Origin of the sequence: Streptomyces sp. NPDC012508 (assembly GCF_042902595.1) — a bacterium.
GTDB lineage: Bacteria > Actinomycetota > Actinomycetes > Streptomycetales > Streptomycetaceae > Streptomyces.
Window position 1 is genome coordinate 258,514 of the sequence record NZ_JBIBEO010000003.1, and the last position, 24,277, is coordinate 282,790.

Below are 24,277 nucleotides of genomic sequence, written 5' to 3' on the forward strand. Positions count from 1 at the left end.
GGGGCCCGTTACGCGTCCGGCCTCGGGCCGAGTGCGCCGCCGACCGCGCCCGGGCGGGCGTCGAGGCCGCGCGTGGTCGGCGGTCAGGTGGCGGGGCCCCGGGCCCCGCTGGGGCCTGTGCCGGCCGCCCCCGCGGCGGGGCTTCGCGTGTGAGGGTGATCGGGGCTACAGCCTGGGAAAGCGGTGCGGGGGCCGACACCTGAGAGACTGGGCGCGATGACTGAGACACCGCCGCCCCGCCGAGCCCGCGCCGAGATCGACCTCGGTGCGCTGCGTGCGAACGTTCGCACGCTGCGTGCCCGTGTCGCGCCCCACGTCCAGCTCATGGCCGTGGTCAAGGCGGACGCGTACGGACACGGCGCCGTCCGCTGCGCCCGCGCCGCGCTCGACGCCGGTGCCGACTGGCTCGGCACCGCCACCCCGCACGAGGCGCTCGCCCTGCGCGCCGCCGGGATCACGGACGCCCCGATCCTCTGCTGGCTCTGGACCCCCGGCGACCCCTGGGCCGAGGGTATCGAGGCCGGTCTCGACATGACCGTCAGCGGGATGTGGGCCCTGCGCGAGGTCGTCCAGGCGGCGCGGGACACCGGGCGGCGGGCCCGCGTCCAGCTCAAGGCCGACACCGGCCTGGGCCGTAACGGCTGCCAGCCCGCCGACTGGCCCGAGCTCGTCGGCGAGGCCCTCAAGGCGGAGAAGGACGGACTGGTCACGGTCACCGGCCTCTGGTCGCACTTCGCGTGCGCCGACGAGCCGGGCCACCCCTCGATCGCCTCCCAGCTCGACACCTTCCGCTCGATGCTCGACTACGCCGAGAAGGCCGGCGTGCAGCCCGAGGTCCGGCACATCGCCAACTCCCCGGCGACGCTCACCCTCCCCGAGACCCACTTCGACCTGGTCCGGCCCGGCATCGCCATGTACGGCGTCTCGCCCAGCCCCGAGCTCGGCGCCCCCGCCGACTTCGGCCTGCGGCCGGTCATGACGCTCAAGGCGAGCGTCGCACTGGTGAAGCAGGTCCCGGCCGGCCACGGCGTCAGCTACGGACACCACTACGTCACCGAGGGCGAGACCCGGCTCGGCCTCGTGCCGGTCGGGTACGCCGACGGCATCCCGCGCCACGCCTCCGGCCGCGGCCCCGTCCTGGTCGGCGACCGGGTGCGCCGGGTCGCCGGGCGGGTCGCCATGGACCAGTTCGTCGTGGACCTCGACGGGGACGACGTCGAACCCGGCACCGAGGCCGTGCTCTTCGGCCCCGGCGACCGCGGCGAGCCGACCGCCCAGGACTGGGCCGAGGCCGCCGACACCATCGCGTACGAGATCGTCACCCGCATCGGCGCGCGCGTCCCGCGCGTCTATGTGAACGGCTGAGCGAACAGGCAAGGCACCTACCGAACAGGGAGCGGCAGTGAGCGAGTCCAGCACCGACAACTGGCGGCGTGCCGGTCTCGCCGGTGCCGCGATAGGCGTCCTCGCCGCCGGCGCGGCGGCCGGCGTCGCGGTCGAGCGGCTCACGGTCGGGCGCGGCATGCGGCAGAAGGCACGGCTCGCCCTCGACACCTCCGCGCCGTACGGCTCCCTGCGCGGCACCCCCGGCAAGGCGTCCGCCGACGACGGCACCGAGCTGTACTACGAGACGGACGCGGTCGCCCCGGACGCGCCGGCGCCCCGCCGCCGCAGGCTCTTCGGCCGCAAGGCCCCCGCGCCCGTCACCGTGGTCTTCAGCCACGGCTACTGCCTCGGCCAGGACTCCTGGCACTTCCAGCGGGACGCCCTGCGCGGACTCGTCCGTACCGTCTACTGGGACCAGCGCAGCCACGGCCGCTCCGGCCGGGGCGTCGCCCAGTCCGGCCCCGACGGCGTGCCCGTCTCCATCGACCAGCTCGGCCGCGACCTCAGGGCCGTCATCGACGCCGCCGCGCCCGAGGGGCCGCTGGTCCTGGTCGGGCACTCGATGGGCGGCATGACGATCATGGCCCTCGCCGACCGCTACCCGGACCTCGTCCGCGAGCGGGTCGTCGGCGTCGCCTTCGTCGGGACGTCGGCGGGGAAGCTGGGCGAGGTCAACTACGGGCTGCCCACGGCCGGGGTCAACGTGGTGCGGCGGGTCCTTCCGGGCGTTCTGAAGGCGCTCGGCGCGCAGGCCGAGCTCGTCGAGCGGGGCCGCAGAGCCACGGCTGACCTGTTCGCCGGACTGATCAAGAAGTACTCCTTCTCGTCCAGGGACGTGGACCCGGCCGTCGCCCGGTTCGCCGAGCGGATGATCGAGTCCACCCCGATCGACGTGGTGGCGGAGTTCTATCCGGCCTTCGCCGAGCACGACAAGGCGGCGGCGCTCGCGGCCTTCCTCGACGTACCCGTGCTCGCGCTCGCCGGCGACCGTGACCTGGTCACCCCCAGCTCGCACACCGAGGCGATCGCCGATCTGCTGCCGGGCGCGGAGCTGGTCATCGTGCCCGACGCCGGGCACCTGGTGATGCTGGAGCACCCCGAGGCGGTGACGGACCGGCTCGCCGACCTGCTGGCGAAGGTCGGAGCGGTCCCCGCGACGGCGGCCAGGGCGGGCGCCGGCAGCAGTTAGGTTGGGCCGTATGGAAGAACCGCACTCCGCTGCCACCCTGGACATCGACTCCCCGGAGGAGATGCAGGAGATCGGCCGTCGTCTGGCGAAGCTGCTGCGCCCTGGCGACCTCGTGATGCTCACCGGCGAGCTCGGCGCCGGAAAGACGACGCTGACCCGTGGCCTGGGCGAGGGCCTCGGCGTGCGCGGCGCCGTCACCTCCCCGACCTTCGTCATCGCCCGCGTCCATCCGTCGCTGGTCGGCGGTCCGGCCCTGGTCCACGTCGACGCGTACCGCCTCGGCGGCGGGCTCGACGAGATGGAGGACCTCGACCTGGACGTCTCGCTGCCCGAGTCGGTGGTCGTCGTGGAGTGGGGCGACGGCAAGGTCGAGGACCTCACGGACGACCGGCTGCACATCCTGATCCACCGCGTGGTGGGCGACACGGACGACGACCGGCGCACGGTCGCGCTGCGCGGGATCGGCGCGCGGTGGGCGGACGAGGACCTCGCGCTGAGCTGAACGTACGTAGGTTCCGACAAGGTGTCGGGAAGATGTTGCGGCGACCGTACGAGCCGTGGTGACATGGATGCACGAGCTGGTTAGGTGTACCTAACCTACGGGAGGCATGCATGGCGACGCCAGAGCGCGACCGCGCGGAAGCGCGGATCTCGATGAGTGAGCTGCTGGCGTCCTGTGCCGCGGCGAACGTGGTGTCGACACCGCCGAGAGAGTCGGACCGCGCGGAGACCGTTCGACCGGACGACGTCGAGCGGGACATCGAGCGCGAGGCGGCATAACCCGTACGAGTGACGGTGTGGCGTTGCCCGGGGCGTGAGCCGTGCGCGTAGGGCGCGCACGGCGCACACGAAGACCCGGCGGAAGCACGCACAGTGCGCCGGACGCGCGCGTGTGTCGGCCCGATCCGTCTGCTGGACAGGCCGGTGTGGAGGCCGTTGCGCCTGCCGGGGAGGCCGCTGCGTGCGCGTCGGCCCACGGCGGGCCGATCACGGCGGGCCGAACCCGCGGGCGTCCTGCCGTCGCGTCGCGTCGCTACGCGACGACCACGACCTTCGCGCCGATCGACGCGAACGTCCACATCGCGGCGCCGTCCGCGCGCTTCATCCGGATGCCGCCCGTCTTCCGCGACGGGTCCGGCGTCGGGAGCGAGCCGTCGACCGCCGCGCTGAAGCCGACCGCCACGTCCTGCACGCTCGCGAACCGCACCACATGCTCGATCTTCACGCCGTCCGAGCCGGTCACCGCGCCCGAGCGCGAGGTCACCTTGTACGACCCCGGTGCCGGGTGCACCGTGCTCGGCATGACCGAGAAGGTGTGCGTGGCCTGGCCCTTCGCGTCCACGAGCCACACCCGCCGCTCGGCCAGCGCGTACACGACGCGCGTCCCGGTCCCCGAGTTCGCCGGCACGGCGAGCGGGTCCTTGACGGGCTTCTCAGGGCCACCGGTCGCGGCGGAGGAAGGGGCCGCGGTGGTCCTCGGCTTGGCCGAGACGTCCGCCGGCGCGTTCGCCGACGCCTGGTAGGCGAGGAAGGCGACCGCGGCGACCGCCGCCGCCGTGAGCCCGGCCACGAATCCCGAGCTGCTCCGTGCCACCCTGCTGCCCACCTTCCGCCCCCGGCGCCTTCGGCCCGGGAGGTACCCCTATACCTGTTCGACGTGACGGTAGCAGCCGCGGGCGACCGGGACGGGGCGCCGTGCGGACCGCCCGGGAGCCGTAGGCTGTTTGCGTGCTCTTGCTCGCCATGGATACCGCCACGCCCGCCGTCACCGTCGCCCTCCACGACGGCGACTCCGTCGTCGCCGAGTCGCGGCAGGTCGACGCCCGCCGCCACGGGGAGCTGCTGCTGCCCGCCGTCGACCGGGTCCTGAAAGAGGCCGGGCTGAAGCTCGACGCGGTCACCGGTCTCGTGGTCGGCGTCGGACCGGGGCCGTACACCGGACTGCGCGTCGGTCTCGTCACCGCCTCGACCTTCGCCTCCGTCCTCGGCGTGCCCGTGCACGGCCTGTGCACCCTGGACGGGCTCGCGTACGCCTCGGGGATCGAGGAGCCGTTCGTCGTCGCGACGGACGCGCGCCGCAAGGAGGTCTACTGGGCGCGGTACGAGAACTCCCGTACGCGCGCCACCGACGCGGCCGTCGACCGGCCCGCCGAGATCGCCGAGCAGGTCGCCGGGCTGCCGGTCGTCGGTGCGGGCGCGCGCCTCTACCCCGAGGTCTTCCCGGACGCCCGCGACCCCGAGCACCAGTCGGCGGGCGCGCTGGCCGCGCTCGCGGCGGAGCGGCTCGCGGCGGGCGCCGACTTCCTCGACCCGCTGCCGTTGTACCTGCGCCGCCCCGACGCGCAGGTGCCGAAGAACTACAAGGTGGTCACGCCCAAGTGACCGCCGTGACGTCCGCGACGCTGCGCGAGATGCGCTGGTGGGACATAGAGCCGGTGCTTGTGCTCGAACACGAGCTGTTTCCCGAGGACGCCTGGTCCGAGGGGATGTTCTGGTCCGAGCTGGCCCACGCCCGCGGGCCGCGGGCGACCCGCCGCTACCTCGTCGCGGAGGCCGAGGGGAAGATCGTCGGCTATGCCGGGCTCGCCGCCGCCGGCGGCCTCGGCGACGTCCAGACGATCGCCGTCGCCCGCGACCAGTGGGGGACCGGGCTCGGCGCCCGGCTGCTCACCGATCTGCTCCACCACGCCACCGCCTTCGAGTGCGAAGAGGTGCTGCTGGAGGTGCGGGTGGACAACACCCGGGCCCAGAAGCTGTACGAGCGCTTCGGCTTCGAGCCCATCGGCTTCCGGCGCGGCTACTACCAGCCGGGCAATGTCGACGCGCTCGTGATGCGACTGACCGTTCAAGGAACAGAGACTGATTCTGATGGCTGCTGACGAACCCCTCGTACTCGGCATCGAGACCTCCTGCGACGAGACCGGCGTCGGCATCGTCCGGGGCACGACGCTCCTCGCCGACGCAATCGCCTCCAGCGTCGACACCCACGCCCGCTTCGGCGGCGTCGTGCCCGAGATCGCCTCCCGCGCGCACCTGGAGGCGATGGTCCCGACCATCGAGCGCGCCCTGAAGGACGCCGGGGTCTCCGCCCGCGACCTCGACGGCATCGCCGTGACGGCGGGCCCCGGCCTCGCCGGAGCGCTGCTCGTCGGCGTCTCGGCGGCCAAGGCGTACGCCTACGCGCTGGGCAAGCCGCTGTACGGCGTGAACCACCTGGCCTCGCACATCTGTGTCGACCAGCTGGAGCACGGCCCGCTGCCCGAGCCCACGATGGCCCTTCTCGTCTCCGGCGGGCACTCCTCGCTGCTGCTCGCCCCCGACATCACCGCCGACGTCCGGCCGATGGGTGCCACCATCGACGACGCGGCGGGTGAGGCCTTCGACAAGATCGCGCGCGTCCTCGACCTCGGCTTCCCCGGCGGCCCGGTCATCGACCGGCTCGCGAGGGAGGGCGACCCGAACGCGATCGCGTTCCCGCGCGGACTGACGGGCTCGAAGGACCCCGCGTACGACTTCTCCTTCTCCGGTCTCAAGACCGCCGTGGCCCGCTGGATCGAGGCCAAGCGGGCCGCCGGCGAGGAGGTGCCGGTACGGGACGTGGCGGCGTCCTTCCAGGAGGCCGTCGTCGACGTGCTGACCCGGAAGGCCGTACGCGCCTGCAAGGACGAGGGTGTCGACCACCTGATGATCGGCGGCGGAGTCGCGGCCAACTCGCGGCTGCGGGCGCTGGCCCAGGAGCGGTGCGAGCGGGCCGGGGTCCGGCTGCGGGTGCCGCGGCCCGGGCTGTGCACGGACAACGGCGCGATGGTGGCCGCCCTGGGCGCGGAGATGGTCGCCAGGAACCGGCCGTCCTCAGACCTGGAGCTGTCGGCGGACTCGTCGCTCCCGGTGACGGACCCGCACGTGCCGGGCGCCGACGGCCACGGTCACGGTCACACCCACGACCACGACCATGTGCACGAGATCAGCAAGGAGAACCTCTACTCGTGATCCTCACGCTCATGTGGGAGGCCCGGGCGGTCCAGGGCCGGGGCGCCGAACTCCTGGAATGGGCGCGGTCGCGGGAGCTTCCGTACGAGCCGCTCCGGCGCGAGACCTTCCGGGCCCCGCAGGACCGTGTGCTCGTGCTGACCTGGTGGGACGCCCCGGCGCCGGACGCCGAGCTGCCCGAGCTGCCGGAGCCGGCGGCCGATCTGATCACCCGGCCGGTGCACCGCTGGCGCTTCGAGTCCGTGGACTGAGGCAACCTCCCGCACGGTTTCGACATCATCCACGGCGTGACTCACGGCGTGGACAAGAAGATCGTGACCTGGGCGGCGCTGACCGCCGCCGCGCTGCTCGTGTCGGGCTGCGGCGGCTCGGCGGGGGCGGAGCCCTCCGCCGCGAGACCGTCCGCGCCGGCGACGGCCTCCGCCGGGGACAAGGGGCCCGCCGAGGGCGGGGCCAAGGCTCCCGACCGGGCCGCCGAGGCCTCGGCCGCGTACCGGAAGTGGGGTCTGAAGCCCTTCGCCGCCCCGCCCGCGCCGCCGAAGGTCAAGCCGGTGCAGCGGCGGGCGGGCGGTCCCGTCCCCGTCATCAGCGAGATACCGACGAAGGACAGGATCGTCTTCATCACGATCGACGACGGGGCCGAGAAGGACCCGGAGTTCGTGACGATGATGGAGGAGCTCAAGGTCCCGGTGACGATGTTCCTCACCGACTCCGCGATACGCACCGACTACTCGTACTTCGCCCGGCTGGGCGCCCTCGGCAACGGCTTCGCCAACCACACCCTCACCCATCCGAACCTGCGCACCCTCGGCCGGGCCGCCCAGAGCCGGGAGATATGCGGCCAGCAGACGAAGCTGGAGAAGGAGTACGGCACGAAGCCGCGGCTCTTCCGCCCGCCGTTCGGCAACTGGAACGAGGACACCCGCGCGGCGGCGGGGGAGTGCGGCGTGGACGCGATCGTGCTGTGGCGCGAGTCCATGCAGATCAAGAACATGCAGTACCAGCGCGCGGACAGGAAGCTCCACCCGGGCGACATCATCCTGGCCCACTTCCGCGGTCCGGCCGAGCTCAAGGGCACGACGATGACCCGGATGACGGCCAACATGCTCCGCCACATCCAGGAGCAGGGCTTCACGGTGGCCCGCCTGGAGGATTACGTCTAGAAAGTTTCCGGCTCCCGGTGTCGATGCGGGCCCGGCCCGTTCGACGTATGAGTGGAAGGCGGGGAACGGCCCCGCCCGCCACGCAAGGAGACAGACCATGCCCCGCTATCTGACCATGATCCGTATCGAAGAGGGCGCGTTCCAGATGGAGGACGCCGACCCCGGCTTCGACGAGCGCATGTCCGCGCTGTTCGAGGAGATCACGAAGGCGGGCGTGATGCTGGAGACGGCCGGGCTCAAGCCGACCTCCGAGGCCACCCGCGTCATCTGGGAGAACGGGAAGATCGGCACGACCGACGGCCCGTTCACCGAGACCAAGGAGGTCGTCGGCGGCTACTCGATCAGCCAGTGCCGGGACAAGGCCGAGGCCATCGAGTGGTCCAGGCGGTTCCTGGAGATTCACCCGCCGCAGTGGAAGGTGACCTGCGAGGTCCGCGAGATCGAGGAGATGTAGGCGACCACCGGGGCGGGTGCTGTCATGGTGGACCCATGACCGCACCCGCCCCCGCCGCCGTCGAGACGGTCTTCCGGATGGAGTCGCCGCGGATCATCGCCGCCGTGGCGCGGATCGTGCGCGACGTCGGCATCGCCGAGGAGATCGCCCAGGACGCGCTGGTCGCCGCCCTGGAGCAGTGGCCGCGGACGGGCGTCCCCGAGCGGCCGGCGGCGTGGCTGACGGCCGCCGCCAAGAACCGCGCCGTCGATCTCGTACGCCGCCGGGAGACGTACGCGCGCAAGCTGGCCGAGGTCGGGCGGGAGCTGACCGAGGAGTCGTACGACCCCGAGCCGTCCGGGCCCGGCGACATCGACGACGACCTGCTGCGGCTGATCTTCACCGCCTGCCACCCGGTGCTCTCCGCCGAGGCGCGGACCGCGCTGACCCTGCGGCTGGTCGGCGGACTGCGCACGGACGAGATCGCCCGTGCCTTCCTCGTACCGGAGGCGACGGTCGCGCAGCGGATCGTGCGGGCGAAACGGACGCTGGCGACGGCGGGCGTGGAGTTCGAGGTGCCGTACGGGGAGGAGCGGGCGGCCCGGCTCGGCTCCGTCCTGGACGTCATCTACCTCATCTTCAACGAGGGTTACGCGGCGACCGCCGGCGACGACCTGCTGCGGCCGGCGCTCTGCGAGGACGCGCTGCGGCTGGCCAGGGTCCTCGCGGGGCTGATGCCGAAGGAGGGCGAAGTCCATGGCCTGGCAGCCCTGTTGGAGATCCAGGCATCACGGACCGCGGCCAGGACCGGGCCGGACGGACGGCCGGTCCTCCTCGCCGACCAGAACCGGAGCCGCTGGGACCGGCGGCTGATCCTGCGCGGCTTCGAGGCGCTCGGGCGGGCGGGCGAGGGCGGTACGTACGGTCCGTACGCCCTCCAGGCCGCGATCGCCGCCTGCCACGCGAAGGCGCCGGCGTACGAGGAGACGGACTGGCGGACGATCGCCGCGCTGTACGAGCGGCTCACGGCCGTCGCTCCCTCGCCGGTGGTCGAGTTGAACCGCGCGGTCGCCGTTTCGATGGCCGAGGGCCCGGAGGCCGGCCTCGCCCTCGTCGACGCGCTGGCGGAGGAACGCGCCTTGGTGGGGTACCACTTGCTGCCGAGCGTCCGCGGGGATCTGCTGGAGCGGCTGGGGCGGCCGGAGGAAGCGCGTGCGGAGTTCGAGCGGGCGGCCTCGCTGACCCGAAACGAACGGGAGCGGGAGCTGCTGCGGGAGCGGGCGGAACGGGCGGAGCCGCAGGGTCCGGCGGATCGGGTCGCACGGGCGGATGCGAAGAGGTCGGCGGATCGGGTCGAACAGGCGGATCCGGAGAGGCCGGCGGATCGGGTCGAACGGGCGGACGGGCGGGGCGCGTCGGAGGCTCGGTAGGGTCGGCGGCATGTCCTCACGCGCACCCCTGCCTCCGCCTCCGCCGCCCGCCGAGATACGGAGCTGGCCCGATCGTGAGGCCCGACTGGCCGACCGGGCGCGGGCGATGGCCGAGCTCAACCGCCTTCTGCTGGGCGGAGCGCGGCTGGCGGTCTTCCTGGCGTGGGCGGCCACCCTTCAGCTCGGCTGGGGGATCTGCGGCACCGGGTTCATCATGCTGGACCAGTCCAGCGACCCGTTCTCGGCCCTGTTCGCCTGCTTCTTCGTGGCCTTGGGGCTTCCTGCCGTGGTCCCCGCCGTCTTCTTCCTCGCCCGGGGCGTCCGCCGGGACCGCCAGGCGCGGGAGCGGCTGGTCCTGTGGGCCGCCCTCGACGGCGACCGCGCGGCCGACGCGCGGCTGCGCGAGCCCGTGCTGAGCGTGGTCTGGATGCTGGTCTCGCTCGCGATGTGCGCCGTCGGCCTCTGGCTCTCCCTGGCCGCGCCCGCGGAGGCGGTCGGCCCGGGGCGCGGCGGATACGGGACGGTGACCTACCTCATGGGGGCGGCGCTCGGCCTGTGGATCAACGGCCTGATCGGCGCGACGAAGGCGATCGACCACTACCGGCTGGCGGTACGGCTGGTGGCCTAGCCCTGGGCGTGGCCTCAGGCTTACGCTGGGTGGCCGATCAGCATCGTCGGGGCTCCCGCGACCCGGGTCAGGACGACCGTGGCGGCGTTGGGGCCCTTCGGCTTGACGCGGCGGCGGATCTCCTCGGGTTCGACCGCCGAGCCGCGCTTCTTCACCGTGAGCGTGCCGACCTCCCGCTCGCGCAGCAGCGCCTTCAACTTCTTGAGGTTGAAGGGCAGTTCGTCGGTGATCTCGTACGCCGTGGCGTACGGGGTGGGGGTGAGGGCGTCGGCGGTGACGTACGCGATCGTCTCGTCGATCAGCCCCCCGTCCAGCTCCTCGGCCACCTCGGCGACCAGATGCGCGCGGATGACCGCGCCGTCCGGCTCGTAGAGGTAGCGGCCGACCGGGCGGACCGCCGGATCGGGCAGGCCGCGGCCGGTCAGGCTCGCGCCGGAGGGCAGGAGGGTGGCGCGGCGGGTGCCGGGGGAGGTGCCGAACCACAGGACGGCCTCCTTCACGTCCCCGCCGTCAGAGATCCACTCGGCCTCGGCCTCCTCCGGCACCGCCTCGTGCGGGATGCCGGGCGCGATCTTCAGCGCGGCGTGCGGGGCCGTACGGGCGGCCTCGACCGCCCAGGAGAGGGGCGGTGAGTACGCCTCGGGGTCGAAGATCCGGCCCCTTCCGCCGCGCCGTGCGGGGTCCACGAAGACGGCGTCGTACGGGCTCGTGTCGATCTCGGTCACGTCCGCGCACCGCACCTCGATCAGGTCGGCGAGACCGAGCGCGGCTGCGTTGGCGCGGGCGACCTCGGCCGTCAGCGGGTCGCGGTCCACGGCCAGGACCGCGATCCCGGCCCGGGCGAACGCGAGGGCGTCCCCGCCGATCCCGCCGCACAGATCGGCCACGCCGCGCACCCCGAGCCCGTGGAGCCGCTTCGCGCGGTACGCCCCGACGGTCGCCCGCGTGGACTGCTCGACGCCGTGGGGCGTGAAGTACATCCGGTACGCGTCCTCGGCGCCGAACTTCGCCACCGCGCGCTGACGGAGCCGGGCCTGACCCAGCGCGGCCGAGACCAGCTCGGCGGGGTGCTCGCGGCGCAGCCGGGAGGCGACGGCCAGTTCCTGGGCGGGGTCGTAGTCGCGCAGGGCGGAGAGCAGCGTCTGGCCCTCGGGGGAGAGCAGTGCGGTGAAGGCGGCGAGGTCGGTCACCCGTCCCATTGTGGGCCAGCCGGGGGATGGTGGGCGCCGGGCGGCGGTGTCGGCGGCCCTGGCGGTCTCGGCGCTGACAGGATGCGGCGCCATGCAGCTAGTAAGACAAAAAGAACAGATGCGAGCAAAGCGATCCCTGCGTCTTCGCCGGTCGGTGGGTGCGGCGCTGGTCGTCGCCGCGCTCGGATCGGCCTGCGCGGGCCCCGCGGGCGAGAGCTCCGACAGCGGACGCAAGGCGCCCCCGCGCCCCGCCGCCGGTCAGCAGCAGCCCGAGGGTGCGGCCGCGGCACTCGACTCGTACGTCGAGAAGGTCCGCGAGCGGCGCGCCGCCAGGGTGCTCGCAGCCAAGAAGTGGGGCCTCGAACGGCCGCCCCTGGAGGCCCCGGCGCCGCCCGCGGTGAAGCCGAAGATCACCACGCGCAAGGGCTTCGAGACCGACGGCGAGGGTTTGCCGCCGGTCTTCACCACCGTGCCGACCAAGCAGAAGGTCGTCTTCCTGACGATCGACGACGGCGCGGAGAAGGATCCCGAGCTGCTGCGGATGATGAGCGAGCTGCAGATCCCTTACAGCGCCTTCCTCAGCGACTACGTCGTCAAGGACGACTACGGGTACTTCAGGAAGATGCGGGACTCCGGTGTCGCGCTGCACAACCACACCCTCAACCACCGCTATCTGCCCGGGCTTTCGTACAAGGCGCAGAAGCGGGAGATCTGCGGGATGCAGGACGTCATCGAGAAGCAGTTCGGCACACGGCCGCCGCTCTTCCGCCCGCCCTACGGCAACTACAACGAGGACACGCTGCGCGCGGCGCAGACGTGCGGGGTGAAGGCGGTCCCGCTCTGGGCCTCGGAGGCGTTCCCGGACCGGATGGAGTGGCGCGAGTGGGACCGGGACCTGCACCCCGGTGACATCGTGCTCACGCACTTCCGGGGCAAGGCGGACTGGAAGGGCTCGATGCCCGACATGATCCGCCGGGTGATGAAGACGATCACGGCCAAGGGGTACGCGGTCGCGAAGCTCGAGGACTACGTGTGAGGCGCGCGCGCCGGCCGGTGGCCGCCCTCGTGCTGGCCGGCGCGCTCCTGGGGGTGACGGGGTGCGCCTCGTCCGTGGACCCGATCGAGCGCCTGGGCCGCAAGGCGGCCGTGCGGGTGGGGGAGGTGGGGGCGGGGGACGGGACGCTCTCGCAGACGGCGGTCCGCGTCTTCCACACGCTGGCCGGGCTCGACGACGGGGGCCGGCTCACCGGCTGAGGGGGGCCAGGGCCCTGAGGGCCTCGATGCCGCCATAACCGCACCTTTGTGCGGAACCATCGGCTCCGTCGCGCCGTTGCCGGTACCGAGACCGAATCGCCACGCGCACTGTATTGGCACTCCGCTTGACCGAGTGCTAACCGCAGTCATAGTCTCGGCTCTGGCACTCCCCACTGGAGAGTGCCAACACAGCGACGGGCAGGTCCGGCACCCGCGACGACGGATCCACCTGGTCGCCACCTCAGACAGTTAGCCCCGTGAGATCTCCGAAGGGGGAGGTCGGATCGTGACGACCACCAGCTCCAAGGTTGCCATCAAGCCGCTCGAGGACCGCATTGTGGTCCAGCCGCTCGACGCCGAGCAGACCACCGCCTCTGGCCTGGTCATCCCGGACACCGCGAAGGAGAAGCCCCAGGAGGGTGCTGTCCTCGCCGTCGGTCCGGGCCGCTTCGAGAACGGCGAGCGCCTGCCGCTCGACGTCAAGGTCGGCGATGTCGTGCTGTACAGCAAGTACGGCGGCACCGAGGTGAAGTACAACGGCGAGGAGTTCCTCGTCCTCTCGGCTCGCGACGTGCTCGCGATCATCGAGAAGTAATTCACCGAAGTACCTGAAGCACATGCTTTGAGCTGCGCCCCTGACCCCGCACCGGGCGTCCGGGGCGCAGTTCGGTTTCACCAGTTTTTCGACATCCGAGAGGGCTGAATCGCTCCCATGGCGAAGATCCTGAAGTTCGACGAGGACGCCCGTCGCGCCCTTGAGCGCGGCGTCAACAAGCTTGCCGACACGGTGAAGGTGACGATCGGCCCGAAGGGTCGCAACGTCGTCATCGACAAGAAGTTCGGCGCTCCCACCATCACCAACGACGGTGTCACGATCGCCCGTGAGGTCGAGATCGAGGACCCGTACGAGAACCTCGGCGCCCAGCTGGTGAAGGAGGTGGCGACCAAGACCAACGACATCGCGGGTGACGGCACCACCACCGCCACCGTGCTCGCCCAGGCGCTGGTCCGCGAGGGCCTGAAGAACGTCGCCGCCGGTGCTTCCCCGGCCGCCCTGAAGAAGGGCATCGACGCCGCGGTCAAGGCCGTCTCCGACGAGCTGCTCGCGACCGCCCGTCCGATCGAGGACAAGTCGGACATCGCCGCCGTCGCCGCGCTCTCCGCGCAGGACCAGCAGGTCGGCGAGCTCATCGCCGAGGCCATGGACAAGGTCGGCAAGGACGGTGTCATCACCGTCGAGGAGTCCAACACCTTCGGTCTGGAGCTCGACTTCACCGAGGGCATGGCCTTCGACAAGGGCTACCTGTCCCCGTACATGGTCACCGACCAGGAGCGTATGGAGGCCGTCCTCGACGACCCGTACATCCTGATCCACCAGGGCAAGATCTCCTCGATCCAGGACCTCCTGCCGCTCCTCGAGAAGGTCATCCAGGCCGGCTCCTCCAAGCCGCTGCTGATCATCGCCGAGGACGTCGAGGGCGAGGCCCTGTCGACCCTGGTCGTCAACAAGATCCGTGGCACGTTCAACGCCGTGGCCGTCAAGGCCCCGGGCTTCGGCGACCGCCGCAAGGCGATGCTCGGCGACATGGCCACCCTCACCGGTGCCACCGTCATCGCCGAGGAGGTCGGCCTCAAGCTCGACCAGGCCGGTCTGGACGTGCTGGGCACCGCCCGCCGCGTGACCATCACCAAGGACGACACCACCATCGTCGACGGTGGCGGCAACTCCGAGGACGTCGCGGGCCGCGTCAACCAGATCAAGGCCGAGATCGAGTCCACCGACTCCGACTGGGACCGCGAGAAGCTCCAGGAGCGCCTCGCGAAGCTGGCCGGCGGCGTGTGCGTGATCAAGGTCGGCGCCGCCACCGAGGTGGAGCTGAAGGAGAAGAAGCACCGTCTGGAGGACGCCATCTCCGCGACCCGCGCCGCGGTCGAGGAGGGCATCGTCTCCGGTGGTGGCTCCGCTCTGGTCCACGCCGTCAAGGTCCTCGAGGGCAACCTCGGCAAGACCGGCGACGAGGCCACGGGTGTCGCGGTCGTCCGCCGCGCCGCCGTCGAGCCGCTGCGCTGGATCGCCGAGAACGCCGGCCTCGAGGGCTACGTCATCACCTCGAAGGTGGCGGAGCTCGACAAGGGTCAGGGCTTCAACGCCGCGACCGGTGAGTACGGCGACCTGGTCAAGGCCGGCGTCATCGACCCGGTGAAGGTGACGCGCTCCGCGCTGGAGAACGCCGCCTCGATCGCCTCCCTCCTCCTCACCACCGAGACGCTCGTGGTGGAGAAGAAGGAAGAGGAGCCGGCGGACGCGGGCCACGGCCACGGTCACGGCCACTCGCACTGACGCGCGTAACTGATCACTGAGGTCCGGTGCCCCTGAGGAGGGGGCACCGGGCCTCGGTGTTTTCCGCGGTGTTCTCCGGCGACGGCGGGAGTCGGACGGTCTTCCGACGGCGGGCCCTAGCCCTCCACGGCGCCGAGCTGCCCCATCAGCCCGAGCAGGTCGTACTGCCACCAGGTCTCGGCGATCTTCCCGTCCGGCCGGAACTGGTGGATGGTCGTGCCGGTCATGGAGACCTTCATGCCGGGGCCGGCGGGCTTGAGCCCCAGGAACTCGCCCGTGTGCGTCCCCACCCAGGTCCACCGGGTGCACACCCGGTCGCCCTCGGCGATCTGGTCGTTCACGGTGAAGTCGAAGTCGAACCCGCCCCGCCACATCTCCACCTGGTGGCGGATCGCGTCCATCCCGATGGTGTCCTGGACATTGGTCGGATCGTGATCGTGGCAGCCTTCCGCGAGGACCTCGTCGAGCGGCGGAAGCTCGCCCTCGGTGGAGACGAGCTCGAAGAACCGGCGGGCGTTGGACTTGTACAGCTGGACGTCCCGCACGATGTCGAGGTCCGTGAACGTCGGCATCTCGTCGCAGAGCGCCACCATCTCCCGGAAGATGCGGTCCGTCTCGGGGAGTTGCGAGTTGGTCATCGCCACCTCGTAGGAGGGGAACTCCACGATCTCCACGAGGTGCTCCGAGTCGGAGCGGTCCTTGCCGATGACGCTGTGACTGGCCGTCCGCTTGCCCTGGGTCTGTTCGACCCACTTGTCCATGAGCCGGTTCAGATCGTCGAACCGGCTGGTCTTGCAATCGATGATCTGTACGAAAGTCATGACACCTCCCGGACCGGGTGGGACACGTCCAGTCTAGGTCCGGGACCCGGGCAGCACGGGACCGCGCCGAGGTACCTCCGGTCAGGCCCGGAGCGGCTGCGCCGAGCGCCGGAGGTCTGTCGGCCGTACCGGAAGATCGATTGATCGAAAAAAGATCGGATCGATCAGTAGGTGCGGGCCTCCGGTGCCGCCCCGCAGGAGGAGCGCACCCGCAGTCGCGGCAGCAGGCTCAGATGGCGTCGCGCGGGCTCCTCGGCCGGGCCCTCCGGGGCCCCCCGCCCCTCCGTCAGCCGCTCCACCAGCAGCTCCGTGGCGTGCCTGCCCACCTGGCGCTTGGGCGGGGCGACCGCCGTGAGCGGGGTGTCGGCGAGAGCCGCGACCTCGTCGTCGTACGCGATCAGGGCCAGGTCCTCCGGCACCTTCACGCCCAGCTCCGCCAGGCGCTGGACGATCTCGATCGCGTCCACGTCGTTGTGGACCAGGGCAGCGCTGACCCGGCCCGAGCTCACCGCCTCGTACAGGGCCCGCACCGCGCGCTCGAAACCGGCCGGATCCTGGTCGGCCGGTACGGAGTCGATCACCGGGCCGGGCGCCGGCAGGCCCAGCGTGGCCAGCGCCTCCGTGTAACCGGCGCGCACCGCGAGCGCGGTCGGGCTGTCGCCGCGGGCGACGAGCAGCGGGGTGCCGTGGCCGAGGCCGAGCAGATGGCGCAGGGCGAGCAGGACGCCGTGGCCGTGGTCGGACACCACCCGGTCCAGGGCGTCCAGGGGGCTGCCGGGGTCGGCCCGGCGCTCCAGGAGCACGGCGGGCACGGGGAGTTCGGTGAGCCAGTTCCCGTACGCCGACCGGTCCTCCGGCACCCGCCAGCCCGGCGCGACCAGCACGCCCTCGGCGCCGGCCGCGAGCAGGCCTTCGGCGCGTGCGCGGTCCTCCTCGGGGCGGTAGTCGGAGATCCGCAGGATCAGCCGGGCCCCGGCCTTCGCCGCCGCCTCGTGCGCACCCCGGATGACCTCGGCGAAGTAGTACGTGGCCGAGGGCGCGAGCAGCCCCAGGACCAGGCCCTCGCCCGGACGCCGGGCACCCGCGCCGCCCGGGGCCGCGTGCCGCTCGGGCCAGGAGACCTGCCCGTGCACCCGGTCCAGCAGCCCCTTGGCGGCCAGCGCCTCGACGTCGCGGCGGGCGGTCACCGGGGAGACGCCGAGCCGGTCGGCGAGTTCGGCGACCCGGGCGGCGCCGCTCTCGCGCACCAGGGCCAGGAGTCGGTCGTGTCGTTCGGCGGCACTCTCGCGCACGGTGCATCCCCTCGCGGTCGGTTGGTCCGGCGGGCCGTCGGACCCGTATCGGAGCCTACGCCAGAATGATCGAACGGCAGGAGTTTCGATCATTCGCTCCGATCTCATTGACGTTCGATCGAAGCCTGTCCATGATTCCGGCGACGACGACGTCCGCCTCAGGGAGCATCATGCCCACGCCACCCGAGAACCGGGAGCTCAGTCCGTTCACCGGCTGGACCCGTGCTCACTGGGAGGACGCCGCCGACCGCCTCCTCCTCGCCGTACGGCCGTACGCCTCACCCCGCCACGGCCTCGTCGACCTGCCGGGACCCCGCCCCAGCTGGTCCGGCGCCCGCTCCGACGGCCTCGAAGGGCATGCCCGTACGTTCCTGCTCGCCGCCCTCCGCGTCGCGGGTGCCCGGGGCGCGGACCCGCACGGCCACCTGGCCCGCTACGCCGAGGGCCTCGCGGCCGGTACGGAGGCACCCGGCGGGGAGGAGCCCGAATCCTGGCCGCTCGTCACCGACGTGCGCCAGGCCGTCGTCGAATCCGCCTCCGTCGCCCTCTCGCTGCGGCTGACCCGTCCCTGGCTCTGGGACACCCTCGACGACCGCACCCGCCAACAGGTCGTCGACTGGCTGCTTCCCGCCCTGGAACCCTCCCCGGTCGACAACAACTGGTGGCTCTTCGGCCTCACCGTCGCCGGCTTCCTCCAGGACGCCGGCATCGAGACGGACCGCGCGGCCGGGACGATCGAGCGCGCATCCGCCGCCGTCCACCGCTCCCTCGACCGCATCGAGCCGTGGTACGTCGGCGACGGCTGGTACAGCGACGGCGACAACCGCGCCTTCGACCACTACAACGCCTGGGCCCTGCACCTCTACCCCGTCCTGCACGCCCACCTCTCCGGCGACCAGGACCTCCTCGCCCGCTACGGCCCCCGCCTGCGCGCCCATCTCGACGACTACGTCCACCTCTTCGACGCGAACGGCGCCCCCGTCCCGTACGGACGCTCCCTCACCTACCGCTTCGCCGCGGCCGCCGCCCCCTGGCTCGGCGCCCTCACCGGGCACACCCCGCTCACCCCCGGCGCCACCCGCCGCCTCGCCTCCGGCACGCTGCGGTACTTCCTCGACCGGGGCGCGTGCGACGAGCGCGGGCTGCTCACGCTCGGCTGGCACGGCCCGTACGCGCCGATCGTCCAGAGCTACTCGGGACCCGCCTCGCCCTACTGGGCTTCCAAGGGGTTCCTCGGCCTCCTGCTGCCCGCCGACCACCCGGCGTGGACCGACCCCGAAGAGCCCCTGCCCGCCGAGCACACCGACACCGTGCGCCCCGTCGCCCCGGCGGCGCTGCTCATCCAGACCACCGCCGCCGACGGACTCGTACGCCTGCACAACCACGGCAGCAATCACGTCGCCAGTGATCCGGCCGGCGAGGACGACTCCGGCTACGCCCGCTTCGCGTACTCCACCCGCACCGGCCCCACGGCCCCGACCGACCACGCCGACAACCACTTCGCCCTGGTCGTCGACGGCCGGGTCACCCGGCGCGGCCCGGCGACCCCGGCCGGCACCGGCCCCGGTTGGGCCGCCTCGCTCCACACCCCGCTCCCCGGGGTCCGGGTCCTCTCCGCGACCCTGGCCCACGGCCGTGCCGAGGTCCGCGCCCATCTCGTCCTCGGCGCCCCCGACGGAACCCCCGTCCGCCAGACCGGCTGGGCCACCACTCCGGACGGACCGACGGCGCAGCTCCACGCCGTCCACGGCTACCCGCGCGCCGCCGGAACCGTCGAACTCGCCACCGGCGCCACGCTCCAGAGCGCCACGCACCCCGGCGTCACGCCCCAGGGCGGCCCGCACCCCAGCGCCGCACCCCAGGGCGGCCCGCACACCCGCACCGCCGCCCTGCACGGCACCACGGGCGGACCCGAGTCCCTCTTCGTCGCCCTCGCGTCCCTCACCGCCGAACCGGACCCGGCCCCCGTCTCCACCCTCGCGGCCGTCCGGGTCACCGGCCGCACGATCCACGTGACCTGGCAGAACGGCACCACCGCACGACTCGCGCTCGACTCTCTCGAACCGGCGGCGCGTACGGTCGAGTAGCGCCTGAAGCGCCCTACTTGGGGCCGTACGTGCGCCCCGCCCTGGAGGAGACCCCGCCGAGCAGGCCGCGCGGCGTCAGCTTCACCACGCCCATCAGCGCCTTGTACCGGGGGTCGGGGATGGACAGCGTCTTCCCGCGCGACAGATCGGTCAGCGCCGTGGCCACCAGCTTGTCCGCGTCGAGCCACATCCAGCCCGGGATGTTGTCCGTCCCCATCCCGGCCCGCTCGTGGAACTCCGTCCGTACGAAGCCCGGGCAGAGCGCCATGAGCCGTACGCCGCTGTCCGCCAGGTCGCGCGCCGCGCCCTGGGTGAACTGCACGACCCACGCCTTCGACGCCCCGTACGTGCCCCGCGGCACGAACGCCGCCACCGAGGCCACGTTGACGACCCCGCCCCGGCCGCGGGCACGCATGGACTCCGCCGCCGCCGACGTCAGCCGGAGCACCGCCTCGCAGTGCACCGTCAGCATCTTCAACTCGTCGGCCATGGACACTTCCAGGAACCGGCCCTTGTTGCCGAAGCCCGCGTTGTTCACCAGCAGGTCCACCGGCTGCTTCGGGTCGGAGAGCCGGGCCTCCACGGCCGCGATCCCCTTCTCCTCGGACAGGTCCGCCGCCAGGACCTCGGCCTCGACGCCGTGCCGGTCGTGCAGTTCGGTCGCCTGCTCCCGCAGCCGCGTCACATCGCGGGCCACGAGCACGACATCGTGTCCGTCCGCCGCCAGCTTCCGCGCGAAGGCGGCCCCGATACCCGCCGTCGCGCCCGTAATCAGTGCAGTCGTCATACGCGGCACGTTAGTGCCCCGGGCCGCGGCCCCGGCGATCAGGAGCCGCTGCCGTACTTCTCCGTGTGGGTACGGGCCAGTTCGAGCAGTTCGGCGTCCATCCACGCGGCGGCGGCCAGGGTGCTCGGCAGCAGCGAGCGCTCGGTGGTCACGGCCCGGTGCAGCAGCGAGACCGTGACGGCGTGGTCGGGGCGGTGGACGACCTCCACCGGGTCGCCGACCGTGAACGCGCCCGGCTCGATCACGCGCAGCAGGGCCCCCGGACCGGCCGCCGACCGCGTGAAGCGCCGGACCCACCCCTTCTCCCCGAGGAAGCCACCGAACGTACGGCAGGGGATACGTCCGCCGGTCACCTCCAGGACCACCTCGGGGCCGACCCGCCAACGCTCGCCGATCAGAGCCCCGTTCACATCGAGCCCGAGCGTGGTGAGGTTCTCGCCGAAGGAGCCGTTGGCGAGCGGCCGGCCGAGCTCGCGCTCCCAGGCGTCCATGTCCTCGCGGGCGAAGGCGGAGACGGCGCGGTCGTTCCCCCCGTGGAAGCGCAGGTCGCACACGCTGTCCCCGGCGAGCCCGCCGCCCCCGACACCGCGCGGGCCCGGCGCCTCGACCCGTACCGGACCCTCCACCGGATGCTTGTCGATGCCGGTCATGCCGGACACCGCATCCGTGTAGTCCACGGCCATGGCGCGTCCGACATTCACGCTCAGAACCTTCATAACGGCACCATAAGCCCCCTTGAACTCAAAGATGCCGAGAGGTATTCGCAGTGAAGCCCAAGTATCGCTTATGCTCGACGTATGATCGAGGCCCGCCATCTCCGCGTCCTGCGCGCCGTCGCCGCGACCGGCTCCTTCTCGGCCGCCGCGCGCGAACTCGGCTGCACCCAGCCCGCGGTGAGCCAGCAGATGAAGGCGCTGGAAGCCTCCGCCGGAACGCCCCTGCTCATCAGGACCGGCCGCGAGATGCGGCTCACCCAGGCGGGCGAGGCCCTGGTCCGGCATGCCTCGGGCATCCTCGCGGGCCTCACCGCCGCCGAGGAGGAGGTGGCGGCGATCGCCGGGCTGCGCGCCGGGCGCGTCCGGCTGGTCTCCTTCCCCAGCGGCAGTTCGACGCTGGTCCCCACCGCCCTCGCCGCCCTGCGCGCGGCGCATCCGGGCACGCGGGTCTCGCTGGTGGAGGCCGAGCCGCCGCGCTCGGTGGAGATGCTGCGCGAGGGCGACTGCGACGTGGCCCTGGCCTTCCGGTACGGCGCGGGTCCGGCGGAGTGGGACGACCTGATCGTCCGGCCGCTGCTCGCCGACCGCCTGGTGGGCCTGGTGCCGGAGGGGCACCGCCTCGCCGGCGCGGACGCGGTGGGCATCGCCGAACTGGCCGAGGAGTCCTGGATCGCGGGCTGCCCGCGCTGCCAGCGTCAGCTGGTGGAGGTGTGCGAGGAGGCGGGGTTCACCCCGCGCATCGACTTCGCGACCGACGACTACCCGGCCGTGGTCGGGCTCGTCGGTGCCGGCCTGGGCGTCGCGGTCCTGCCGCAGCTCGCCATCGAGTCCGTACGCCCCAAGGGGGCGCGGACCGTGGTCGTGGAACCGGCCGTGGAGCGCGAGATCGTCGCCCTCACCCTGCCCGACCTGGCCCAGGTCCCGGCGGTCGCGGCGACCCTCGACGAACTGACCCGGGCGGCCGGACGCGCGACGACGTACGTGTGACGACGTACGCGTGACGACGTGCGGGCTACCCCGTACGCGGAACGACATACGTGTGACGACTACCCTGTCGCGCCGCACGCCCCCGGGCCGCATGCGGCGCGGCCCCCTGGGGCCGGGTGAGGCGCGGCCCCGGCCCCAATCAAGGGCAGAAACGTTCCTTCATGCCTTCGGGCGCTCAGAGTTTCAGGCGCGCCCTACGCCGGCCGAACCCGGCGCCGTGGCCGAAGCCGTGATCAGGCGGTTGCGGGCTCGTCCCATGAGCTCTTCGCGTTCGTCCTCGGTGAGGCCGCCCCATACGCCGTAGGGCTCGCGTACGGCGAGTGCGTGTGCCGCGCACTCCGCGCGTACGGGGCACCGCATGCAGACCTCTTTCGCCGAGTTCTCACGCGCACTCCGTGCCGCGCCGCGCTCTCCCTCGGGGTGGAAGAACAGGGAACTGTCGACTCCGCGGCAGGCCGCAAGCAGCTGCCAGTCCCAAAGATCGGCGTTGGGTCCGGGAAGGCGGGAGAAATCTGCCATTGCGCTTGTCCCCTTGAAACCGTGTCGAACGGATTGGTGGGCGGGTTGATGGCTGATGTGCCGGGGGCCCTTCACCCCCCGTGGGTCTCGCGTACCCGCTCTCGCGGATACGACCCGACCGTACAACTACTGTCTAAGTAGATGTAAATATGACTCATTGCGAATCTAGCCACAGACACCACAAAAAGGGAAGAAAACCCGCTAAATGGGGCATAGCGTCCAGTGAAGGACGAATGACCTGCGGCGCTCTCCTCCGCGCACGCTCCCTCACGTAGAGTGCCGAAGGCGGCCGTCCGACCCGTAACTCTTTCGAGTGACCGTCGTTGAGAGTGCGGAGGCGGTTGAAGGAACAAGCGCTCGGGCAGGTGTCCGAGAGCGTCAACCGCACAGGTGACGATACGTACCAGCCCTGGAGGCTCAAGGTGACGCGCATCAGCTGCGGAGGGCGGCCATGACATCCGTCCTCGTCTGCGACGACTCCCCGCTTGCCCGAGAGGCTCTTCGCCGTGCGGTCGCGACCGTGCCCGGCGTGGAGCGCGTGACCACCGCGGCCAACGGCGAGGAAGTCCTCCGCCGCTGGGGCGCGGACCGCTCGGACCTGATTCTGATGGACGTACGCATGCCCGGTCTGGGCGGCGTGGAGACCGTCCGCCGGCTGCTGTCCGCCGACCCCGGCGCCCGCATCATCATGCTCACCGTCGCCGAGGACCTGGACGGTGTCGCGCTCGCGGTCGCCGCCGGTGCCCGTGGCTATCTGCACAAGGACGCCTCGCGCGCCGAGCTGCGGGCCACGGTCACCCAGGCCCTCGCCGACCCGACCTGGCGGCTCGCCCCGCGACGGCTGCGGTCGGCCGAGATGGGCGCGGCGCCGACGCTCACCGCGCGTGAGATCCAGGTGCTCGAAGGCATGAGCCACGGCCGGTCCAACGCGGAGATCGGGCGCGAGCTCTTCCTCTCCGAGGACACGGTGAAGACGCACGCGCGGCGGCTCTTCAAGAAGCTCGGCGCATCGGACCGGGCGCACGCCGTCGCCCTCGGCTTCCGGTGGGGCCTGGTCCGCTAGGCGGCGCCGACCAGCCGTTTCCCCGTCCGCGGCGTGCGGACGGGGCGGTAGCCCGGGCCCCGTCACGGCGGCAGCTCGGGTCTCCGTCGCGGCGGCTTGTGTCACTTCCGCGCGGGATGACGCATCCTTGAGATGTGGAGTTCCTCGGGGACGAGTCGATCGAGCGGAAGGGGAGGGCGCAGGAGATGAGTTCCGGCGCACCTGCTCATAACGCTTCGGTGCACAACAACGGACGCGGTGCCGCGAACGCTCAGGCGTCAAGGCACCATGGAGCGATGCGCGACGACGAGACCATGGGGTCCCCCATGCCCGTAGGGCCAGGGGAGATCGGTGCGCTCGTCCACCGCGCCGTCGACGGCGACCAGCAGGCCACGCACGACCTTCTGGCGCGCGTGCACCCCCTCGCGCTGCGCTACTGCCGTACGCGGCTGAGCCGGCTGCCCGGTGATGCTCGCCACTTCGTCGAGGACCTCGCGCAGGAGGTCTGCGTCGCCGTCCTGATGGCGCTGCCGCGCTACAAGGACACGGGCAGGCCCTTCGAGGCCTTTGTCTTCGCCATCGCCGGACACAAGGTCGCCGATCTGCAGCGGGCCGCGATGCGGCACCCGGGATCGACGGCCGTGCCCTCCGACGAGATGCCCGAACGGCCCGACGACTCCCTGGGCCCCGAGGAACGCGCGCTGCTCAGCGACGATGCCGAATGGGCCAAGAAGCTGCTCGCCAATCTCCCGGAGAACCAGCGGGAGCTGCTGGTCCTGCGGGTGGCGGTCGGTCTCACGGCCGAGGAGACCGGCCAGATGCTCGGGATGTCACCGGGAGCGGTACGGGTGGCGCAGCACCGCGCGCTCAGCCGCCTGCGGGCACTGGCCGAGCAGTAAGGGTCGACGAGGGCCGGTGGCCCTCACGTATACGTACGAACGTCCAAAGCTGCTCTCTGATCTTGATCGTGGAATGAGACACCGTCGAGGCCCGTTAGCATGGACATCCGCACCGATCAAGGC

The 24,277-nt window shown here is 72.1% G+C and carries 26 protein-coding genes and 1 pseudogene; 20 read left to right on the forward strand and 7 right to left on the reverse strand.

Annotation, left to right across the window (positions count from 1 at the left end; all coding sequences use genetic code 11):
- The first annotated feature begins 216 nt into the window (after positions 1-216).
- The 4 genes from alr (at position 217) to ACFY8U_RS11650 (ending at position 3,355) form a co-directional block, all read left to right on the forward strand.
- Positions 217-1,365, forward strand: a complete 1,149-nt coding sequence (gene alr / locus ACFY8U_RS11635) for an alanine racemase (RefSeq protein ID WP_389568755.1) — start codon at positions 217-219, stop codon at positions 1,363-1,365.
- Positions 1,366-1,402: 37 nt separating this feature from the next.
- Entirely contained in the window at positions 1,403-2,575 is a 1,173-nt protein-coding gene (locus ACFY8U_RS11640) for an alpha/beta fold hydrolase (RefSeq protein WP_389568758.1), read from the forward strand.
- Positions 2,576-2,585: 10 nt separating this feature from the next.
- The gene (gene tsaE, locus ACFY8U_RS11645) at positions 2,586-3,077 is read left to right on the forward strand and encodes a tRNA (adenosine(37)-N6)-threonylcarbamoyltransferase complex ATPase subunit type 1 TsaE (RefSeq protein WP_389568760.1); all 492 of its coding nucleotides are present in this window, start codon (positions 2,586-2,588) and stop codon (positions 3,075-3,077) included.
- Between the two features lie 110 nt (positions 3,078-3,187).
- On the forward strand, positions 3,188-3,355 hold the full coding sequence (locus ACFY8U_RS11650; protein ID WP_361442523.1) for a hypothetical protein: 168 nt from the start codon (positions 3,188-3,190) through the stop codon (positions 3,353-3,355).
- 253 nt (positions 3,356-3,608) lie between these two features.
- On the opposite strand, the gene ACFY8U_RS11655 is transcribed toward ACFY8U_RS11650, so the two are convergent.
- Entirely contained in the window at positions 3,609-4,169 is a 561-nt protein-coding gene (locus ACFY8U_RS11655) for a hypothetical protein (RefSeq protein WP_389568764.1), read from the reverse strand.
- 134 nt (positions 4,170-4,303) lie between these two features.
- On the opposite strand from ACFY8U_RS11655, the gene tsaB reads away from it, so the two are divergent.
- The 8 genes from tsaB (at position 4,304) to ACFY8U_RS11695 (ending at position 10,219) form a co-directional block, all read left to right on the forward strand.
- Positions 4,304-4,957, forward strand: a complete 654-nt coding sequence (tsaB, locus tag ACFY8U_RS11660; RefSeq protein WP_389568767.1) for a tRNA (adenosine(37)-N6)-threonylcarbamoyltransferase complex dimerization subunit type 1 TsaB — start codon at positions 4,304-4,306, stop codon at positions 4,955-4,957.
- Positions 4,958-4,986: 29 nt separating this feature from the next.
- Entirely contained in the window at positions 4,987-5,454 is a 468-nt protein-coding gene (gene rimI, locus ACFY8U_RS11665) for a ribosomal protein S18-alanine N-acetyltransferase (protein ID WP_361597269.1), read from the forward strand.
- A complete protein-coding gene (tsaD, locus tag ACFY8U_RS11670; protein WP_389568770.1) occupies positions 5,444-6,565 on the forward strand; it encodes a tRNA (adenosine(37)-N6)-threonylcarbamoyltransferase complex transferase subunit TsaD in 1,122 nt (373 codons plus the stop codon). The genes rimI and tsaD overlap by 11 nt, the downstream gene beginning before the upstream one ends.
- The gene (locus ACFY8U_RS11675; RefSeq protein WP_352188417.1) at positions 6,562-6,816 is read left to right on the forward strand and encodes a hypothetical protein; all 255 of its coding nucleotides are present in this window, start codon (positions 6,562-6,564) and stop codon (positions 6,814-6,816) included. The genes tsaD and ACFY8U_RS11675 overlap by 4 nt, the downstream gene beginning before the upstream one ends.
- A 36-nt stretch (positions 6,817-6,852) precedes the next feature.
- Positions 6,853-7,728, forward strand: coding sequence for a polysaccharide deacetylase family protein (locus tag ACFY8U_RS11680; RefSeq protein ID WP_389568773.1), 876 nt, complete (start codon positions 6,853-6,855; stop codon positions 7,726-7,728).
- A 97-nt stretch (positions 7,729-7,825) separates the two neighbouring features.
- Positions 7,826-8,182 carry a YciI family protein gene (locus tag ACFY8U_RS11685; RefSeq protein WP_389568776.1) on the forward strand — a complete coding sequence of 119 codons (357 nt, stop codon included), beginning with the start codon at positions 7,826-7,828 and terminating at the stop codon, positions 8,180-8,182.
- Positions 8,183-8,217: 35 nt separating this feature from the next.
- The gene (locus tag ACFY8U_RS11690; protein ID WP_389568778.1) at positions 8,218-9,591 is read left to right on the forward strand and encodes an RNA polymerase sigma factor; all 1,374 of its coding nucleotides are present in this window, start codon (positions 8,218-8,220) and stop codon (positions 9,589-9,591) included.
- 10 nt (positions 9,592-9,601) lie between these two features.
- The gene (locus tag ACFY8U_RS11695) at positions 9,602-10,219 is read left to right on the forward strand and encodes a hypothetical protein (RefSeq protein ID WP_389568781.1); all 618 of its coding nucleotides are present in this window, start codon (positions 9,602-9,604) and stop codon (positions 10,217-10,219) included.
- A gap of 20 nt (positions 10,220-10,239) precedes the next feature.
- Here ACFY8U_RS11695 and ACFY8U_RS11700 read toward each other — a convergent pair whose 3' ends face one another.
- Entirely contained in the window at positions 10,240-11,418 is a 1,179-nt protein-coding gene (locus tag ACFY8U_RS11700) for an SAM-dependent methyltransferase (RefSeq protein ID WP_389569706.1), read from the reverse strand.
- Positions 11,419-11,527: 109 nt separating this feature from the next.
- On the opposite strand from ACFY8U_RS11700, the gene ACFY8U_RS11705 reads away from it, so the two are divergent.
- The 4 genes and pseudogenes from ACFY8U_RS11705 to groL all read left to right on the forward strand — a co-directional run bounded on the left by ACFY8U_RS11705 (position 11,528) and on the right by groL (position 15,004).
- Positions 11,528-12,445 (forward strand): polysaccharide deacetylase family protein, encoded by a 918-nt coding sequence (locus ACFY8U_RS11705; RefSeq protein ID WP_389568784.1) that lies wholly within the window; start codon positions 11,528-11,530, stop codon positions 12,443-12,445.
- Positions 12,442-12,564: pseudogene (locus ACFY8U_RS11710) on the forward strand (polysaccharide deacetylase family protein); the annotation flags it as partial. The gene ACFY8U_RS11705 and the pseudogene ACFY8U_RS11710, both read left to right, overlap by 4 nt.
- A gap of 385 nt (positions 12,565-12,949) precedes the next feature.
- Complete coding sequence (gene groES / locus ACFY8U_RS11715; protein ID WP_057584642.1) at positions 12,950-13,258, forward strand: co-chaperone GroES; 309 nt, start codon at positions 12,950-12,952, stop codon at positions 13,256-13,258.
- 117 nt (positions 13,259-13,375) lie between these two features.
- Complete coding sequence (gene groL, locus ACFY8U_RS11720; RefSeq protein WP_361596338.1) at positions 13,376-15,004, forward strand: chaperonin GroEL; 1,629 nt, start codon at positions 13,376-13,378, stop codon at positions 15,002-15,004.
- A 116-nt stretch (positions 15,005-15,120) separates the two neighbouring features.
- Here the strand turns inward: groL and ACFY8U_RS11725 are convergent, their stop codons facing one another.
- Complete coding sequence (locus tag ACFY8U_RS11725) at positions 15,121-15,825, reverse strand: ester cyclase (RefSeq protein ID WP_361442553.1); 705 nt, start codon at positions 15,823-15,825, stop codon at positions 15,121-15,123.
- A 164-nt stretch (positions 15,826-15,989) separates the two neighbouring features.
- Positions 15,990-17,117, reverse strand: coding sequence for a substrate-binding domain-containing protein (locus ACFY8U_RS11730; RefSeq protein ID WP_389568789.1), 1,128 nt, complete (start codon positions 17,115-17,117; stop codon positions 15,990-15,992).
- A gap of 170 nt (positions 17,118-17,287) precedes the next feature.
- Between ACFY8U_RS11730 and ACFY8U_RS11735 the strand changes: the two genes are divergently transcribed.
- Positions 17,288-19,204 (forward strand): DUF2264 domain-containing protein, encoded by a 1,917-nt coding sequence (locus tag ACFY8U_RS11735; protein ID WP_389568791.1) that lies wholly within the window; start codon positions 17,288-17,290, stop codon positions 19,202-19,204.
- 13 nt (positions 19,205-19,217) lie between these two features.
- Here the strand turns inward: ACFY8U_RS11735 and ACFY8U_RS11740 are convergent, their stop codons facing one another.
- Complete coding sequence (locus ACFY8U_RS11740) at positions 19,218-19,991, reverse strand: SDR family oxidoreductase (RefSeq protein ID WP_361442562.1); 774 nt, start codon at positions 19,989-19,991, stop codon at positions 19,218-19,220.
- 38 nt (positions 19,992-20,029) lie between these two features.
- Entirely contained in the window at positions 20,030-20,707 is a 678-nt protein-coding gene (locus tag ACFY8U_RS11745; RefSeq protein ID WP_389568794.1) for an MOSC domain-containing protein, read from the reverse strand.
- Positions 20,708-20,788: 81 nt separating this feature from the next.
- On the opposite strand from ACFY8U_RS11745, the gene ACFY8U_RS11750 reads away from it, so the two are divergent.
- Positions 20,789-21,694 (forward strand): LysR family transcriptional regulator, encoded by a 906-nt coding sequence (locus ACFY8U_RS11750; protein ID WP_389568797.1) that lies wholly within the window; start codon positions 20,789-20,791, stop codon positions 21,692-21,694.
- Between the two features lie 183 nt (positions 21,695-21,877).
- On the opposite strand, the gene ACFY8U_RS11755 is transcribed toward ACFY8U_RS11750, so the two are convergent.
- Complete coding sequence (locus ACFY8U_RS11755) at positions 21,878-22,213, reverse strand: WhiB family transcriptional regulator (RefSeq protein WP_361596362.1); 336 nt, start codon at positions 22,211-22,213, stop codon at positions 21,878-21,880.
- Positions 22,214-22,664: 451 nt separating this feature from the next.
- On the opposite strand from ACFY8U_RS11755, the gene ACFY8U_RS11760 reads away from it, so the two are divergent.
- Both ACFY8U_RS11760 and ACFY8U_RS11765 read left to right on the forward strand, forming a co-directional pair.
- Entirely contained in the window at positions 22,665-23,276 is a 612-nt protein-coding gene (locus ACFY8U_RS11760; RefSeq protein WP_003948568.1) for a response regulator transcription factor, read from the forward strand.
- A gap of 275 nt (positions 23,277-23,551) precedes the next feature.
- Positions 23,552-24,154, forward strand: coding sequence for a sigma-70 family RNA polymerase sigma factor (locus tag ACFY8U_RS11765; protein ID WP_361442574.1), 603 nt, complete (start codon positions 23,552-23,554; stop codon positions 24,152-24,154).
- Positions 24,155-24,277: the final 123 nt, after the last annotated feature.